16 protein-coding genes are annotated in these 15,596 nt (G+C 57.7%); 6 read left to right on the top strand and 10 right to left on the bottom strand.

The window, feature by feature from the left end; translation table 11 throughout:
* Positions 1-13 precede the first annotated feature (13 nt).
* From JL39_RS02845 to JL39_RS02830, 4 genes are all read right to left on the bottom strand, one after another.
* A complete protein-coding gene (locus JL39_RS02845; RefSeq protein WP_052182605.1) occupies positions 14-1,039 on the bottom strand; it encodes a LacI family DNA-binding transcriptional regulator in 1,026 nt (341 codons plus the stop codon).
* 80 nt (positions 1,040-1,119) lie between these two features.
* Positions 1,120-1,539 carry a VOC family protein gene (locus JL39_RS02840; RefSeq protein WP_037145834.1) on the bottom strand — a complete coding sequence of 140 codons (420 nt, stop codon included), beginning with the start codon at positions 1,537-1,539 and terminating at the stop codon, positions 1,120-1,122.
* A 53-nt stretch (positions 1,540-1,592) separates the two neighbouring features.
* Complete coding sequence (locus JL39_RS02835; RefSeq protein ID WP_037145833.1) at positions 1,593-2,057, bottom strand: VOC family protein; 465 nt, start codon at positions 2,055-2,057, stop codon at positions 1,593-1,595.
* A gap of 47 nt (positions 2,058-2,104) precedes the next feature.
* Entirely contained in the window at positions 2,105-2,908 is an 804-nt protein-coding gene (locus JL39_RS02830; protein WP_037145831.1) for an aldo/keto reductase, read from the bottom strand.
* A gap of 161 nt (positions 2,909-3,069) precedes the next feature.
* Here JL39_RS02830 and JL39_RS02825 point away from each other — a divergent pair, with 161 nt between their 5' ends.
* From JL39_RS02825 to JL39_RS02810, 4 genes are read left to right on the top strand one after another with little or no spacing between them, the layout of a single operon-like run.
* Positions 3,070-3,963, top strand: a complete 894-nt coding sequence (locus JL39_RS02825; protein ID WP_037145829.1) for a sugar ABC transporter permease — start codon at positions 3,070-3,072, stop codon at positions 3,961-3,963.
* Positions 3,963-4,877: a carbohydrate ABC transporter permease gene (locus tag JL39_RS02820; RefSeq protein WP_037145827.1), complete on the top strand. Its 915-nt coding sequence runs from the start codon at positions 3,963-3,965 to the stop codon at positions 4,875-4,877. The genes JL39_RS02825 and JL39_RS02820 overlap by 1 nt, the downstream gene beginning before the upstream one ends.
* A gap of 3 nt (positions 4,878-4,880) precedes the next feature.
* A complete protein-coding gene (locus JL39_RS02815) occupies positions 4,881-5,984 on the top strand; it encodes an ABC transporter ATP-binding protein (RefSeq protein WP_037145825.1) in 1,104 nt (367 codons plus the stop codon).
* Positions 5,985-6,016: 32 nt separating this feature from the next.
* Positions 6,017-7,285, top strand: coding sequence for an ABC transporter substrate-binding protein (locus JL39_RS02810; RefSeq protein ID WP_037145823.1), 1,269 nt, complete (start codon positions 6,017-6,019; stop codon positions 7,283-7,285).
* A gap of 161 nt (positions 7,286-7,446) precedes the next feature.
* Here JL39_RS02810 and JL39_RS02805 read toward each other — a convergent pair whose 3' ends face one another.
* The 6 genes from JL39_RS02805 to JL39_RS02780 form a co-directional block, all read right to left on the bottom strand.
* Positions 7,447-7,815, bottom strand: a complete 369-nt coding sequence (locus tag JL39_RS02805; RefSeq protein ID WP_037145821.1) for a cytochrome C oxidase subunit IV family protein — start codon at positions 7,813-7,815, stop codon at positions 7,447-7,449.
* 11 nt (positions 7,816-7,826) lie between these two features.
* Positions 7,827-8,546 (bottom strand): heme-copper oxidase subunit III family protein, encoded by a 720-nt coding sequence (locus JL39_RS02800; RefSeq protein WP_037145819.1) that lies wholly within the window; start codon positions 8,544-8,546, stop codon positions 7,827-7,829.
* Positions 8,543-9,265, bottom strand: a complete 723-nt coding sequence (locus tag JL39_RS02795; protein WP_037145817.1) for a cytochrome c oxidase subunit 3 — start codon at positions 9,263-9,265, stop codon at positions 8,543-8,545. Before JL39_RS02795 ends, JL39_RS02800 begins: the two co-directional genes overlap by 4 nt.
* Entirely contained in the window at positions 9,262-11,037 is a 1,776-nt protein-coding gene (gene ctaD, locus JL39_RS02790) for a cytochrome c oxidase subunit I (RefSeq protein WP_037145815.1), read from the bottom strand. The genes JL39_RS02795 and ctaD overlap by 4 nt, the downstream gene beginning before the upstream one ends.
* 43 nt (positions 11,038-11,080) lie before the next feature.
* Positions 11,081-11,896 (bottom strand): cytochrome c oxidase subunit II, encoded by an 816-nt coding sequence (gene coxB, locus JL39_RS02785; protein ID WP_037145813.1) that lies wholly within the window; start codon positions 11,894-11,896, stop codon positions 11,081-11,083.
* Positions 11,897-11,988: 92 nt separating this feature from the next.
* On the bottom strand, positions 11,989-12,192 hold the full coding sequence (locus JL39_RS02780) for a hypothetical protein (protein WP_037145811.1): 204 nt from the start codon (positions 12,190-12,192) through the stop codon (positions 11,989-11,991).
* Between the two features lie 681 nt (positions 12,193-12,873).
* Here JL39_RS02780 and JL39_RS02770 point away from each other — a divergent pair.
* Both JL39_RS02770 and JL39_RS02765 read left to right on the top strand, forming a co-directional pair.
* Complete coding sequence (locus JL39_RS02770) at positions 12,874-13,695, top strand: hypothetical protein (RefSeq protein ID WP_037145807.1); 822 nt, start codon at positions 12,874-12,876, stop codon at positions 13,693-13,695.
* 217 nt (positions 13,696-13,912) lie between these two features.
* Entirely contained in the window at positions 13,913-15,472 is a 1,560-nt protein-coding gene (locus tag JL39_RS02765) for a hypothetical protein (protein ID WP_152601011.1), read from the top strand.
* The last annotated feature ends 124 nt before the right edge of the window (positions 15,473-15,596 follow it).

Raw genomic sequence — 15,596 nt, 5'->3', positions numbered from 1 at the left:
ACAGCCTCTCCGATCAGGTCGTCGCGCGGACAATCAATTCAGGCTCGATCAACTGAGTTTCCGCGGGAAGCCGCGCCTCCTTGTTTTCCAGACGATGAAGGATGCGTGCAACGCCGATTCGACTGATTTCATCGGCTGCATAGTTCACGGTCGTCAGCGGCAAAACGCTGAATTCGGAGACTTCCGTATTGTCGTATCCGGCGATCGCCATTTGGCCAGGAACCGAAATCCCGTTTTCGCCGCACCAACGCAACGCTCCGGTGGCCAATGCGTCGGTTGAGGCGACAAGCGCAGTGGGCTTGTTGGGATCGGCCATCACGGCAGGCATCATCCGGTAGCCTTGGGTAGCTGAAGTTCCCTTGGCATTGTGAACAATAAGCGTATTGGCCGGAAGGCCGGCCTGACGGATTGCCTGGCGGATACCGCGGCGTTTGTCGTCATTCCCGGACATGAAGCCGCCGTCCAGCATGGCGATCCGGCGGTGACCGAGCCCGAGAAGATGGCAAGCGACCTTGTAGGCACCTGCCATATCGTCGATTGCCACCGTATCGAGGCCCGATCCGCGCAGTTCGGCCAGCAGCAAAACAGGTGTCCCGGCCTCAGCGACGGCGACGATATGATCGAATTTTCGATGATGAGCGGGATATACCAGAATTCCGTCCACCTGATAGGACTGGAAACGCAGGAGCGCCCGTTTCTCACTTTCGACGCTGGTGTCGCTTGCCGCGAACATCATCCCGTAGCCGGCTTTGGTCAGTTCCCGCTCGATCGTGCGGGCAGCCAAGGTCAGCGTAGGGTTCATGATGTCCGTCAATACCAGCCCGATGGTCCGCGTCGCATTGTTGGCCAGCGAGCGGGCGATATGGTTGGGAAAATAGTTGAGTTCCTCCGCCGCCCTAAGAATCAGGTCACGGGTCGACTCCGGCAGGCGGGGACTGCCCCGCAGGGCCAGCGATACCGTATTTTCTGAAAAACCCGTAGCTTTGGCCACATCCTTCAGCTTGGTTTTGGGTTTTGGTTTCACGAGGCCCTTTTCCATGGAAGTGACTTTTCTAGCCTGCCTGTGCCGGCATTCCGTCTTCCAGATGCAACAGACAGATTGCCGAATTCAAGCGCCAATCACCAGTCGGCAACGCGGTCACGGCCGGTAAACTGAGCGCTCTTATCTGTATATTCAAACAGTTCGATCCTTACTCCGTTGGGATCCCTTATCCACGCCTGATAGGTGTCGTCGCACGCGTACTTCTTGTTGGTGATATCGATACCCTTGGATTTGATATGCGCGATTGCCTCGTCGAGATTTTCGACCTCGAGACAGAAATGGGTGATCTGGTTCGTGTCGCTATATGAGGTTCCATCCTTCTGGAAAACCTCGACATGGCTTCTGCCGCCGCAATTGAGATAGAAGCCGAAAATCCTGCCGTCACGCAGGAAGTTGAACTGCGTGTCGAGCCCCAGAACATCCTCGTAGAACGCGCGGGTCTTATCCAGGTCGTGTGCAAAGATGCAGACATGAGCGATCTGTTTTACCTTGATCATGAAAATCCTCCCGGCCGATATTGTCGGCCTCGTTTTGCGGTTTTCGACGGTTGCTAATAGACAGTCAGGACGTGGGGCTCACCGCCGGCGACAAGTGCTCTTTCAGCTTCGTACTGGATGCAGTTCGGCGCCATTTCCTGGATTTCGATGCGATTCCCGTCCGGGTCTTCGATCCACATGCCCCAATTGCCGTCGACACCGCGTGTTTCCTTGCGGGGACGACGAAGCTTGATGCCGGCTTCCGCAAGGTCCCTTTCGGCCTGATCGGCATTGGCGACCGTGAGGCAGAAGTGGTTCAAGCCGGTTTTCTCATTGGCCGGTGCAGGGGTGCCATCTCCTCCAGGGAATAGTTCAAGATAAAGATTGTCGTTGATGCGGTGATAAACGATCCACGGTTTGCCCTCCGCATCGAGCAGGCGGAGCATTTCGGGAAATCCAATCTTGTTGTAGAATGCCACCGACCTATCGAGATCGTTGACCTTGAAGGCAATGTGGCCAAGCGTCGTGAAGATACCCATCTTCTCCTCCAGATATGGCCGGTGTCTTGCCCGGCCTCCTCTTTAAATCAGTCCCACGCCGGACCCCATTCCGGGTTGATGTAACGCCTGCCGCAATCGAGACCTGCGATCGCTTCAAGGTCCTGTGCGTCGAGCTTCACGGATTTGGCAGCGAGGTTCGATTGCTGGCGGGCGCGTGAGCTCGCTTTCGGTATGATGATCGAGCCCCTGTTGAGCAGAAAGGCGAGCGCGACCTGGCTTGCGGCAACGCCATGTTTTTGCGCAACGGCATTCAGAACGGCGTCGTCTGAAACGTTGCCGCCTGCCAACGGCATGTAAGCGGTGACCCGTATGTTCGCCGACATGCAGTGATCTTCCAGAACGCGGTTCTGCAGATAGACGTGCTGTTCGAACTGGTTGGTCGCCAGGCGATTCTCACCTATTTCGGCGATTGCCTCATCGAGATGTCTGCGCGTGAAATTCGAAACGCCAATCAACTTGCACAGACCTTCGTCCTGCGCTCTCGCCAGGTCTCCGATATAAGAGCGCACGCTCACCTCGTCGTAAGGTGCGGGCCAGTGGATGAGCACAAGATCGGCGTGATCAAGCCCCATAAGGGTGAGGCTTTCCCGAATGCTCTGCCGAATGCGTCCGAGGTTCTTGGCGGTGATTTTCGTCGTAATGAAAAATGACCCCCTCGGCAGTTCCGATCCGCGGACAGCCTGTCCGGCATTTTCCTCCGTGCCGTAGGTTTGCGCGGTATCAAGATGCCGGTATCCGAGCAAAATTGCCGATTTCATTGAGGAAAGGCCGTCGTTTCCGGTCAGCCCGTATGTACCAAGCCCCACCGCCGGTATCTGGTCCCCAAGCATCGCCTTCCTCCCCGGCCTCTTTTCCGTGATGGCTTCCCGGCATCAACAAGGCCATTGACGTTTGGCAATGCTTACCTTTATATTAGCGCTAATACAAGATCTGTTTGCGATCATTTGCGAATACCCTTCGCAAGCGACCACGGCGGGTCGGGGAGGAACAGATGGCAATTCGGTGGAGCTGGGCATCGCCCAGGATTGCGCTTATTCCCGCACTGACGACGACCGCCGTTGCGTTTCTCGGCGCGATTCTCTGGACGATCTGGATTTCGTTCACGCGCTCGCGGCGGTTCCCCGAATATACGATCGATCTCAGTTCCTGGAGCAGACAGTATGAACGGCTGTTCAATGACAGTTCCTGGACCACGGCGCTCGGAAATATCCTTGTTCTCGCAATCGGAAATGCGCTGGCAATTCTCTTCGGCTTCATACTTGCCGCGATGATCGAGCGGGAAAAGCGAGGGGAGGGGTTTTTCCGGACGATATTTCTCTATCCGCTGGCGCTTTCTCTCATCGTGACAGGCATTGCCTGGCGATGGATTTTCAATCCGGATCTCGGCGTCCAGAATTTCCTGCGGGGGCTTGGCTGGGAAAGCGCAAATTTCAACTGGCTCGCGGACACGCGGACAGCCATGTACGGAATCATTCTTGCCTCCATCTGGCACGGTCTCGGCTTCTACATGGCACTGATGCTGGCGGGATTGAAATCGATCAATTCCGAGATATGGAGCGCAGCAAGGCTCGATGGCGTGAGTCTCTGGAAATTCTACACAGAGATCATCATTCCCATGATGAAGTTCACCTTTCTGACCTGCGCGATCCTGTTGTCTCTTGGTGTCGTCAAGACTTATGACATCGTCCTTGCGATGACCAATGGCGGGCCCGGCACATCAACCTGGACACCGGCCTATTTCGTGGTCAATTCGTTCGGCGCACGCGGCAATATCGGCTACGCCTCCGCTGCGGCCGTCATCATGCTTCTCATGACGGCGGCACTTTTCCTGCCTCTCATGCTCGTGACAGCCTGGCAGGCCCGCCGGCGGGAGGAGCGTGCATAATGACAGCTACCATCGAAGCCACGGCATTTGCCGCTGACCGGGTCAAGGTCAAACGGCGCCGGAGACGGATCCGGGGATCGAGCATCGCCATCCTCGTCTTCCTGACCATGTGCGCGGCCTTTGTGTCGGTTCCGCTCTATGTCGTGATCATGACCTCGTTCAAGACGATGGACCAGATCGCGCAGGGGCAGATCTTCTCGCTTCCGACGGAATGGACGCTGGAACCCTGGCGTTACGCGTGGTCGCAGACCTGTGCGGGCATGACCTGCAATGGGGTGAGCGCCGGCTTCTGGACGTCGCTCAAGATATTGTTTCCGAGCCTGTTGCTGTCGATCGGCGTTTCGTCGGTGACGGGTTATGCGCTGGCGCTCTGGAAGATCAACTGGGCGGGAACCTTCCTTTTCATTCTGTTCCTCTGCGCCTTCGTCCCCTTTCAGATCATCATGATCCCGCTTGTGGTGCTCGTCTCCTCGCTCGGGATCTTCGGCACGATCTGGGCGGTTGCGGTTGTCCACGCCATCCTGTCGATGCCGTTGCTGACGCTGATTTTCCGGAATTTCTACAAGGACATTCCAGACGAGATCATCAAGGCGGCGATCATGGATTGCGGCTCCTTCTGGAAGATATTCCTGGAAATCATCCTGCCGATGTCGGCAAACATCATGATCGTCGTGCTCATCCTGATGATTACCAGCGTGTGGAACGATTATCTGATCGGCCTCACCTTCGGTGGCGTCGGCACGCAACCGATGACCGTCATCCTCGCCAATACCGTGATCACCTCGTTCGGCGAGGTCCGGTACAACGTGAACATGGCCGCAGCGCTTCTGACGGCCATCCCTCCGCTCGTCGTCTATTTCGGGCTTGGCAAGTTCTTCGTTGAGGGCATCACCGCCGGAGCAATCAAGGGATAGTCCATGCCTGACGTCGAGTTTCGCAATATTGTCAAGCGTTTCGGCGGTCTGACCGTGCTTGAGAACCTGAATCTCAAGATTGCCGATGGCGAGTTTCTGGTGCTTCTCGGACCCTCGGGATGCGGCAAGACCACGCTGTTGAACATGCTCGCCGGCCTGCAGGAAACTTCGGACGGCACGATTGCGATCGGTGACCGGGATGTGACCGATCTCGATCCGAAGGATCGCGGTCTGGCAATGGTGTTCCAGTCCTACGCCCTCTATCCGACCAAGACGGTGAAGGGAAACCTGCTGTTCGGTCTTTCTGCTCAAAAGCTCGACAAGGCCGAAATGCAGCGACGTGTCGAATGGGCGTCAAAGCTTCTGCAGATAGATGCTCTGCTGGACCGCAAGCCGGCGCAGCTCTCCGGGGGGCAGCGCCAACGCGTCGCCATCGGCCGGGCGCTGGTGAAGAATGTCGATGTCTTCCTGTTCGACGAGCCGCTCTCGAACCTCGACGCGAAGCTCAGGACTGAAATGCGTCTCGAGATAAAACGCCTGCACAATGAACTGAAGAAGACGATCGTGTTCGTCACGCATGACCAGATCGAGGCAATGACAATGGCGACGCGGATCGCCGTCATGAATGGCGGTGTCATCCAGCAGATCGGAACGCCCGACGAAATCTATGAACGGCCGAAAAACCTCTTCGTCGCCTCGTTCATAGGTTCACCGGCGATGAACATGGTCCCCGCGACGGTCGTCGCCAATGGAGGCGCGTGTGTTGCCCGGCACGAGCCGTCAGGCGTCCCCCTTCATCTCTCGCGCTATCAATTCGAGCACCAGCCCAAAACGGGGCAGAACGTCATCGCCGGCATGCGGCCGGAGCATTTTTCCGTTGGGGAGATGCCTGAAGAGGCATGTGGCGCATATTTCGAATTGCCCGTCCGCTACACGGAAAAAACCGGAAGCGACGTAACTGCCTTTCTTGAAAGCGGCGGCGGACTGATCGCCGTCCGTTTCGATTCCAAGCATTACCACGTACCGGCAGCGGGCGAACGTCTTCGGGTCAGCTATCCGGCTGACAAGTTCGATCTGTTCGACCCGAAGACGGAAGTGCGAATCTAGGCCGGACGGCCTGATGACAGGGAGGAAATGGCATGAGATCCAAACTCGCAGGCATCGGGCTGGCGCTCGCGCTCGCTATCGCCCCCATCGCCAAGACCAGCGCAGCCGATCTGACGATCTTCCATTCTTGGTCGAATGAAAGCGAGATCAAAGCTCTCAACGTATTCGTCAACGCGCTGAAAGCCAAAGGCAACACCATCAAGGAACTGGCGGTTCCGCATGAGCAGTCGGGAGCAGGGGGGCCGATCGTGAGCCTGGTGATTGCCGGAACGCCACCGAACATCTTTCTGACCGGCAATGCTGACGTCTATCGGGATATTCGTGATCGCGGGCTTGGCCAGACCGTGGGCGAATATTTCGACAAGATCGGCGCAACGCCGAATTTCCCGGCGGCCGTACAGGAAGCGATCAAGGTCGACGGCGAGGTGCGCAAGATCCCGCTTGGAATTCATATCGACGGCATGGTCTACTACAATATGAAAGTCGCGAAGGCTGCGGGCGTCGATCCGACGCAATGGAAGTCGGCGGACGATATGTTTGCCGACATGGATAAGGTGAAGGCGGCCGGCTACAATTTCATCGGCGTCGGCGGCAATACGTTTCAGGCAGGCTACCTGTTCCACGCTCTCATGGCGGCGGTAGCCGGCCCTGAAGTCTACAAGAAGTTCTACAACGTATCTGACGGCGGCAAGCCGGATCCGTCGGTGTTCGAGGAAAAGGGTCTTCGCGACGCGATCGAGATGTTCCGGAAGATCACTGCCCAGGCTGACGAAGGCTGGACGAACCGCCAGTGGAACGAAACCACGAATACGGTGATTTCGGGCAAGACGCTGATGCAGTTCCACGGGGACTGGATGAAGGGGCAGTGGAAAGCCAACAACAAGGTGCTGGGCGAGGATTTCAACTGCATCAACTGGCCGGGCACCAAGGCTGTGGCTGTCACGGTCGACGCCATGGGCATCCTCGGTGGTGCTCCTGTCAGCAAGGATCAACTCGCCGCGGAATTCGACATGGCATCAATTGCCGTCGATCCGGCCAATAATGGACAATTCGCAGCCTATAAAGGATCGACCCCGGTTCGGGTCGATGCGCCGGAGGACAAGCTCGACGCCTGCAACAAGCTGGTTCTGAGCAATCTCGCCAAGGACAATTCCAGCGTGCTCAATCCGTTCTATATTTCGGATTCGGACTGGATCAACTCGATCTGGAACACGATGTTCACCTTTCAGGGGGATCGGAACATGACGACAGACGATGTGATCGCCATGCTGAAAGGCGAATACGAGTCGATTTTCAACTGAAGCCCTCCCAGTGGACTGACTGCAAGCCGGGCGCGCGAATGCGTCCGGCATTTTTGTTCCCCGAGTTGTCCTCACGGGCCGAAGCCGGAGTGATTGCAAACCTCGGGCAAAGATGCGCAGGCGATCGGCGAGCTTGAAAGGAGGCTTCGGCGTCGCGCCCGTCAGGGAGCCGTTCCAAAGAAGGCGAGCCGGGTGAGGATGGTATAGTTTGCCTCCGAGACCATGAGGGCCGTGAAGACCAGCACCAGCGCCGGTGGCAGCAGGATGGCATAGACGAGCGCCAGCCGTTCCCAGGCCATGTGCATGAAGATGGCGACGATCAGTCCCGCCTTGAGCATCATGAACACGAGAATCAGCGACCAGCGCGCGAAGCCCTGGATTCCGAGATAATCGACCATGTAGGAAAAGGCGCTGAGCACGAAGAGCAGGCCCCAGACGAGAAGGTAAAGCCGGATCGGATGTTGCTGCCCGGTATGCGTCTGTGTGCGTGCCTGCGTGTGCGTTTGAGCATGCGCGGTTGTCTCGCTCATGACGATCCTCCTCACCACAGATAGAAAAATGCGAAGATGAACACCCAGACCAGATCGACGAAATGCCAGTAGAGGCCCATGATCTCGACGGCTTCGTAGTGACCTTTCCTGCTGGTGAAGAAGCCGCGCCGCGCCTCGTCGAAATCACCCCGCCAGACCTTGCGGGCGACGATGAAGAGAAAGATGACGCCAATCGTGACGTGAGTGCCGTGAAAGCCGGTGATCATAAAAAAGGATGAGCCGAACTGCGCCGCCCCCCAGGGATTTTCCCAGGGGCGCACCCCTTCCGATATCAGCTTCGTCCATTCGAAGGCCTGCATGCCGACAAAGGTCGCACCGAGAAGCGCCGTCGCCAGCATCAGGGCAGCCGTCCGGCCGCGTTCCCGGCGATAGCCGAAGTTGACAGCCATCGCCATGGTGCCGCTGCTTGAGATCAGCACGAAGGTCATGATCGCGATCAGGATCAGCGGAACATCCTGCCCGCCGATATGGAGCGCGAAGACCTCGCTCGGATTGGGCCAGGCGACGGGCGTCGACATGCGCGCGGTCATATAGGCCAGCAGAAAACATCCGAAGACGAAGGTGTCGCTCAAGAGAAAGATCCACATCATCGCCTTGCCCCATGAGGCGGTTTTGAAGGCGCGCTGATCCGAGGCGAAATCGGAAGCGACGCCGCGCAGTCCGGCGGGGTGGAGATCAGGATTGCTGTGTGTCTGGAGAGACTGTGTCATCCGGGAATCCCCTGGTTCAGCAATTGGCGGCAGAGATCGACAAAGTCGTTTGCCCAGCCGGCAAAGAGCGCAAAGAGCATGAGCCATACGGCGAGCATGAAATGGGAGTAGATAGCGGAAAGATCGACGCTGAGGCGCAGCCTGTCCCGCCGAGCATCTGCCACGAATGATCTGGCGGTCGTTCGGCCGAGCACGGCAAGGCCACCGAGAACGTGCAGGCCGTGCAAGCCCGTCAGCATGTAGAAGAAACTGTTGGCGGGATTGTCGGCAAGCACGTAGCCGGTCGACATCAGTTCGCGCCACGCCTGGATCTGTCCGACGAGAAAGAGGGCAGCGAGAAGGAAAGCGGCGGCAAGCATTGGCTGCAGGGTCTCCATATGGCCAAGCCGCGCTTCTCTTCTTGCCCATTGCAGCACAGCGCTGCTCAGGACAAGCACGGCGGTATTCACCCAGAGCAACCGGGGGACCGGCATTCCTCCCCAGTCCGAGGCCTCCATCCGCATGAAATAGGCGCTGACAGAGAGGCTGAAGAGGGCGCCGACGACGCCGAGGAAGACATAGAGGCCGATTTTTACCGCCACAACAGGCGGCTCTTGCCCGCCTGCCACCGCCTGCACCGGACTTGCTTCAAGCCAGGGCTTCGAGGTCAACCGCTGCCCGGCCAGCCACCAGATAATGATGGCACCGATCGCGGCAAGAAAGACCAGTGCGACGTTCATGCGACGACCTCCCTTGTGACGCCGCTTGCCGGTTCCGTCTGTGGGATGAAATCCTCGGCCGCTCCCGGCACGCTGTAGTCATAGGCCCAGCGGTAAACCACCGGCAGACCCTTGCCCCAATTGCCATGTGCAGGCGGGGTCTGCGGCGTCTGCCATTCGAGCGTCGTCGCCCGCCACGGATTGCCGCCTGCCTCCCGGCCCCTGAAGAGGCTCCAGACCAGATTGAACAGGAAGACGATCTGAGCCGCGCCCACGACGAGCGCCGTGACAGTGATGAAGACATTCAGCGTATGGGCCGAAGGCGGAACAAAGGTTGTCTCTCCAAGCTCGTAGTAACGGCGCGGCACACCGAGCAGGCCGAGATAATGCATGGGAAAGAAGATCGCGTAGGTGCCGAGGAAGGTGATCCAGAAATGGATCTGGCCGAGTGCTTCGTTCAGCATGCGCCCGGTCACCTTCGGATACCAGTGATAGATCGCCCCGAAGATGACAAGGATCGGCGCGACGCCCATGACCATGTGGAAATGCGCGACGACGAACATGGTATCGGACAGCGGGACGTCGACGACGACATTGCCGAGGAAGAGGCCGGTCAGGCCGCCATTGACGAAAGTGACGATGAAAGCCAGCGCGAAAAGCATGGGCAGCGTCAGATGAATGTCGCCGCGCCACAAGGTCAGCACCCAGTTGTAGACCTTGATTGCCGTGGGGATGGCGATGATGAGCGTGGTCGTGGCGAAGAAGAAGCCGAAAGCCGGGTTCATGCCGCTGACATACATATGATGCGCCCAGACGATGAAGCTCAAGCCGCCGATGATGATGATCGCCCATACCATCATGCGGTAGCCGAAGATGTTCTTGCGCGCATGGGTGCTGATCAAGTCCGAGACGATGCCGAAGGCGGGGAGGGCGACGATATAGACCTCAGGATGCCCGAAAAACCAGAACAGGTGCTGGAACAGGATCGGGCTGCCCCCGCCATGCTGCAACTGCTCGCCCATTTCGACGATGGCGGGCATGAAGAAGCTCGTGCCGAGCAGACGGTCGAACAGCATCATGACGCAGGCGACGAAGAGGGCAGGGAAGGCCAGCAGCGCCATCACTGTCGCGGTAAAGATGCCCCAGACGGTCAGGGGCATGCGCATCAGCGTCATGCCGCGCGTGCGTCCCTGCAGCACCGTCACCACATAATTCAGGCCGCCCATGGTAAAGCCGATGATGAAGACGATCAGCGAGGAGAGCATCAGGAGGATGCCCCAGTCCCTGCCGCCGGGCGTGCCGGACAGAACGGCCTGTGGCGGATAGAGGGTCCAGCCGGCCCCCGTTGGCCCGCCCGGTGCAAAAAAGCTCGCGACCAGGATCAATACGGCGAGCAGGTAGATCCAGTAGCTCAGCATGTTCGCATAGGGGAACACCATATCGCGTGCGCCGACCATCAGCGGAATGAGGTAATTGCCGAAACCGCCGAGGAACAGTGCCGTCAGGAGATAGATCACCATGATCATGCCGTGCATGGTGATGAACTGATAATAGCGGTCGGCATCGATGAAGGCGAAATAGCCGGGAAAGGCAAGCTGCAGGCGCATCAGCCAGGAGAGCACGAGCGCCAGAAGACCGATCGAAATGGCCGTGACCGAGTATTGTACGGCAATGATCTTGGCATCCTGGCTGAAGACATATTTCGTCCACCAGCTTTTCGGATGATAGAGTTCAACATCCTCGACTTCGGCGGACGGGACGGTGCCTGCGTCGCCGGATGGAATCTCGACCATGATATCTCCTCCCTTTCCTTCCGATGCTGCCTTCCTGCCCGATTCAATTTGCCGGTTGCGGCTCTCCCAATGCCAGGAGCTGGGTGAACGTCTGTTGCTGCTCCAGCCATGTCTGGTAGTTCGCTTCGTCATCAACGACGACGGTTCCGCGCATCTGCGAGTGGCCGACGCCGCAGAGTTCGGCGCAGAGGATCTCGAAGGTTCCCGTTCGCGTCGGCGTAAGCCAGAAATAGGTCACCATGCCAGGGATCATGTCCATCTTGGCGCGAAATTCCGGCACGTAGAAATCATGAAGGACATCGACGGAGCGCAGCAATACCCGGACCGGCTTACCGACCGGCAAGTGCAACTCTCCACCCTCGATGATCACGTCGTCCAACCCTGCGGAATCGTTCCTGTTGAGACCGAGCGGGTTTTCAGGGGTAACGTCGCGCGTATCCGACCGGCCGAGTTTACCGTCGGCTCCCGGCAGCCGAAAGCTCCACAACCATTGCTGTGCCACGACCTCCACAGGGACGGCTTCGTCCGGCACCGTGACGAACTGGTTCCACCCCACAAGGCCGGGCGCGAGCATGGCTGCGACACCGACCGCCGTTACCAATGCCAGCATCCATTCCAGCTTGCGGTTCTCAGGCTCATAGGCCGCTCGGTTGCCTGGTCTGTGTCGGAAGCGGAAGACGCAATAGGCCATGAAGGATACCACAGCCACGAAGACGATGCCGGTGATCCAGAAGGTAATGACCAGCGTGCTGTCGATATAGGACCAGTTGGACGCGATCGGCGTCCACCACCAGGGGCTCAGCATGTGGAACAACACGGAGCCCACCACCAGCAAAACGAGAACCAGCACGACAGCCATTATCGCCCCTCCCTGAGCCGATCCGACCGTGGATATGAACCGCATTCCGCAAATATTGGCCTTAGTATCTCATAAACAGAAAATGCGTGTAATTACAGAAAATTAGGCATTTTCAACCGATCTGTTCCGCAGTCGGTCAACTTGCAGCGCCCGTTTCGGACAGCTGATTTCTGCTCGTCCTTCAGGTCGCCGAATGCCGTCTTCGCAGCCTTCACATTCAATTTTGGGTTGCGAAGATGGCCACGTAACGCCGTTGCGTCTCCCACGCCGATTAGCAGAAGAAAACGATATTCCATGGCAAACCTCATCCTCCTCAAGGTTGCCCAATCGCTTCAGCATCCACTGCTATCCTTGTGCGGATGAATTTGCGATCTCTAAAAAGTAGTCCTTCGCAGTAGCAAGTCAATCGGTTCCACCATTCGAAGGTCTCAAGCAACATATTTGGCTCCACGGGCAGTCACCTGATTTGAGGTTCGCAAGGCATGAGATCGCATGCTGCTCGATAGAACTCCTCGCTGAGAGCCTCACTGATAACGGAGGGCAGGGGCCTAGATTCTGTGCCATCAAAACGCGGGAACCGTGCCATTCTTACTTTGCAGGAACACGGCACTCTAACTTTGTGGCTACACACAATAATTTCATAATACATATTATGCACGCAAATTCCTTCCACAATTATAGCTGGAAGGGGTTAAAATGTCACTAATGAAAATGATAGACCGCAAGCTAGTTATGCTTGTGGTCGGCCCTATACTGCGAAGAGTAGGGACTGCACTTGCGGCGTACTTGATAGCCAAGGGCGCGCCAGCCGATGTACTTGACCAATTGTTAACCGCAATTGGTGTTGTACTCGGTCTGGCCTTCGACGTTTCGCTTGCCACGATTGACAAGCGGAAGACGGAAAACGCGGGAGCACGGCGTATGCTCGATGCTCTCGGCGTATCGAACGCGGACGATGTGTTTAAAGGTCCGCGCTGATGTGGGGAGAAATTCTCACAGCGGGGGCGAGCATTATCGGCTCGCTCTTCGGGAAAAAATCGCAAAAGACAAAAACGTCAATTGATTTGACGGAATTGGTTAATCAAGCGAACGGCAACGGCTTCAATCCGTTGACCGTGCTTCGAAATGGTGGCGCGGCGGGTTTCACGACGACCACCAGTCCAACGGTGTCGCAGTTGCCGGAAGCCCTCGGTAGTCTCGGGGGCGTTCTCGGCGGTGCGTTGGACAAAAAGCTTGATCCGATACAGGCGAAAAAGCGCGAGCTTGATACCGCCCTTGTCGATTTGCAACTCAGGGACACGAAAGAGGCCCTGAGGCTACCTGCGGGTTTCTATTCGCCTCGGACCTATACGGGGACGAAAGTAAGCCAGCAGCTTGTTCCACGTCTCGGCGCTGCTTCGCATAAGCAGACGGCGAGCGTTCCAGCCGCCTACGTTCCTCAAAATCCCAATCTGAAAGCCGGTGACGATCCGGAAGCGTCTGATGTTGGGATGAATACAGGCCGTTACGGCTGGTTTGATCCCGGCTGGTTGCCGGACGCTGGCGGCGCGATCTCGAACGCCTATGGGGAGCCGGGAGAGTGGATTGGCGGCGCTGCTAAGGGCGTTACGGCGGCCGGGTATTCGCTTTGGCGTAATGCTCGGTCCGCTTGGGAAGATTATAGCGCGGCGTACAAGCGCGAAAAATCCCGCTCTGCAAAGCCTCCGAAGCTCCCGCCGTATCGTCCCGGTGGATGGGTCGGCGGGACGATCAACCGGAGGGCGCGTCAGACGATCCGCCCTCAGGGGGGTGGATGGTGAAACCTCAACCAAAACCCACTGTGAAATGCGCCGCGTGCGCGCGGCGTCGTGAAAACATCAAGCAAGCCGCCATCAAGGTATGGCGCAAGGTGAAGGGCAAGAAGTAATGGCAAGGCAACTTACAGCGAATGAAATTCGCGATATCTCCAGGACGAATACGACGCCTATTCCGATTCCGCGTTCTCTGCGGCAAATCAATCAGGTCGTCGCTACTTCCATGCCTGCTGGCAAGATGGTGCCGATTACGGCGTTTCCGCTGCTGCGCGAAGACACCCTTCGCAATTCCATGCTCCACTGCAAAGTGGACCTGATGGAAACGGCGGAGGTCATCAAGAACGGTATCCAGTGCCGGTTTCAGGCATGGTTCGTTCCGTTCCTCGCGTTCGAACGCTTCGACGGCGGGCGGGATGAATTCGACCGCTCGTATATGAAGCAGGGGAACGCGAACGGCGTTGCCGTTACGCCCTTCTTCAACACGATGGTGGCCGGGGCGGTGGGGTCCATCCCCATCCACAAATATCTCGGCTTCCATGCCGCGCCGACCGACACCATCAACACGGCCTATATCGAGGCCTATAACCTGATTTGGAATTTCCGTGCCCGGAACCGGTCGGAAAGCCTGTATCAGCTGAAAAAGCGCAATACGCTGACGACGACTTCGCTCGCGCCTGCCTTCTGGCAGCATCAGCAGTACAAGTATGTCGTTCCTGATTGGGACGATCTCGCGATGGAAGGCTCCGTTGATTTGACCTTCACGAATGCGAAGGCGGCGGTGACCGGCCTCGGCGTCGTGGGCAATCCTGCTGGTGCGCTGCTCAACACGAACTGGAAGGAAGCGGACGGGACCGCCTACACAGCGGCATCGAATAAGACGGGTACCGTCTCCAACGCCGCGCCGTTCGTGATGCAGTCGGACGCTTCGGGCGTTCCGAAGGTGTTCGCGGACCTCGCAACGGCAGGCGTCAAGATTTCGCTGGCGAATATCGAGCTTGCGAAAAAGACCCGCTGGTATGCGGACCTGAAAGCGCAGTTCGAAGGCCTGCCGGAAAGCTGGATTATTGACCTGCTGATGCAGGGCATGTCTGTGCCTGACAAGATGTGGCAACAGCCCATCAAGATCGCAGACAAGACGGAAGTCTTCGGCATCGAAAAGCGTTGGGCGACGGACGGCGCCAACCTGACGGACGCGGTCGTGAACGGGTCTGCCTTGTGCGACCTCGATATTGTTCTCCCGCGTTGCCCCACGGGCGGCATCGTCATGGTGACGGCGGAAATTCTGCCGGAACAGCTTTTCGAGCGTGCCCGCGATCCGCTGTTGTTTACAACGGATCCGGAAAAGCTGCCGAACGCCATGCGTGACGACCTCGACCCTCAGAAGGTCGAGCGGATGAGCAATGGGGAAATCGACACGTCGCACGCAACTCCGAACGGTCTGTTCGGCTATCGCCCGCTCAATTGGAGCTGGCAGGCGTCGAATACCCGCATTGGCGGGAAGTGGTTCAAGCCGGCACCCGACAACACGTTTAACGAAGAGCGTCAGCACTTCTGGGTTGTCGAGGTCGCCAATCCGTCGCTTGGCCCGGATTTCATGATCGCGGAAACGTTCAATACGTTGCCGTTCGTCGTGACGAACCAAGACGTTGGGGAAGTCGAAATTCAGGGCACTGCGATCATCGAAGGCAACACCGTGTTCGGTGAGCGCCTGCTGGAAAACGATAACGCCTATTCCGAGGTTCTGGCGAAGGTCGAAAAGACCCGCATCACCAAGGGCGTTTGACGGAAATCGGGGTTCCCGGTAAAGGTTGCGTGCAACCTAACCGGGGGTCCCAATGGTCAATTTAGCTAAGAACGTCGCCGCCTTTCTGTTTCTTTTGATGGTCGGGTTGGCAGGACTTTTGTTC

It is taken from the genome of Rhizobium sp. YS-1r (genome assembly GCF_000757525.1).
Classification (GTDB): Bacteria; Pseudomonadota; Alphaproteobacteria; order Rhizobiales; family Rhizobiaceae; genus Neorhizobium; species Neorhizobium petrolearium.
This window is presented reverse-complemented; position numbering and strand designations above follow the sequence as displayed.

What these genes read in the sequence shown, in the direction of transcription:
- JL39_RS02845 (WP_052182605.1), bottom strand. Translation starts at nt 1,039, where the DNA reads ATGGAAAAGGGCCTCGTGAAACCAAAACCCAAAACCAAGCTGAAGGAT.
- JL39_RS02840 (WP_037145834.1), bottom strand. Translation starts at nt 1,539, where the DNA reads ATGATCAAGGTAAAACAGATCGCTCATGTCTGCATCTTTGCACACGAC.
- JL39_RS02835 (WP_037145833.1), bottom strand. Translation starts at nt 2,057, where the DNA reads ATGGGTATCTTCACGACGCTTGGCCACATTGCCTTCAAGGTCAACGAT.
- JL39_RS02830 (WP_037145831.1), bottom strand. Translation starts at nt 2,908, where the DNA reads ATGCTTGGGGACCAGATACCGGCGGTGGGGCTTGGTACATACGGGCTG.
- JL39_RS02825 (WP_037145829.1), top strand. Translation starts at nt 3,070, where the DNA reads ATGGCAATTCGGTGGAGCTGGGCATCGCCCAGGATTGCGCTTATTCCC.
- JL39_RS02820 (WP_037145827.1), top strand. Translation starts at nt 3,963, where the DNA reads ATGACAGCTACCATCGAAGCCACGGCATTTGCCGCTGACCGGGTCAAG.
- JL39_RS02815 (WP_037145825.1), top strand. Translation starts at nt 4,881, where the DNA reads ATGCCTGACGTCGAGTTTCGCAATATTGTCAAGCGTTTCGGCGGTCTG.
- JL39_RS02810 (WP_037145823.1), top strand. Translation starts at nt 6,017, where the DNA reads ATGAGATCCAAACTCGCAGGCATCGGGCTGGCGCTCGCGCTCGCTATC.
- JL39_RS02805 (WP_037145821.1), bottom strand. Translation starts at nt 7,815, where the DNA reads ATGAGCGAGACAACCGCGCATGCTCAAACGCACACGCAGGCACGCACA.
- JL39_RS02800 (WP_037145819.1), bottom strand. Translation starts at nt 8,546, where the DNA reads ATGACACAGTCTCTCCAGACACACAGCAATCCTGATCTCCACCCCGCC.
- JL39_RS02795 (WP_037145817.1), bottom strand. Translation starts at nt 9,265, where the DNA reads ATGAACGTCGCACTGGTCTTTCTTGCCGCGATCGGTGCCATCATTATC.
- ctaD (WP_037145815.1), bottom strand. Translation starts at nt 11,037, where the DNA reads ATGGTCGAGATTCCATCCGGCGACGCAGGCACCGTCCCGTCCGCCGAA.
- coxB (WP_037145813.1), bottom strand. Translation starts at nt 11,896, where the DNA reads ATGGCTGTCGTGCTGGTTCTCGTTTTGCTGGTGGTGGGCTCCGTGTTG.
- JL39_RS02780 (WP_037145811.1), bottom strand. Translation starts at nt 12,192, where the DNA reads ATGGAATATCGTTTTCTTCTGCTAATCGGCGTGGGAGACGCAACGGCG.
- JL39_RS02770 (WP_037145807.1), top strand. Translation starts at nt 12,874, where the DNA reads ATGTGGGGAGAAATTCTCACAGCGGGGGCGAGCATTATCGGCTCGCTC.
- JL39_RS02765 (WP_152601011.1), top strand. Translation starts at nt 13,913, where the DNA reads ATGCCTGCTGGCAAGATGGTGCCGATTACGGCGTTTCCGCTGCTGCGC.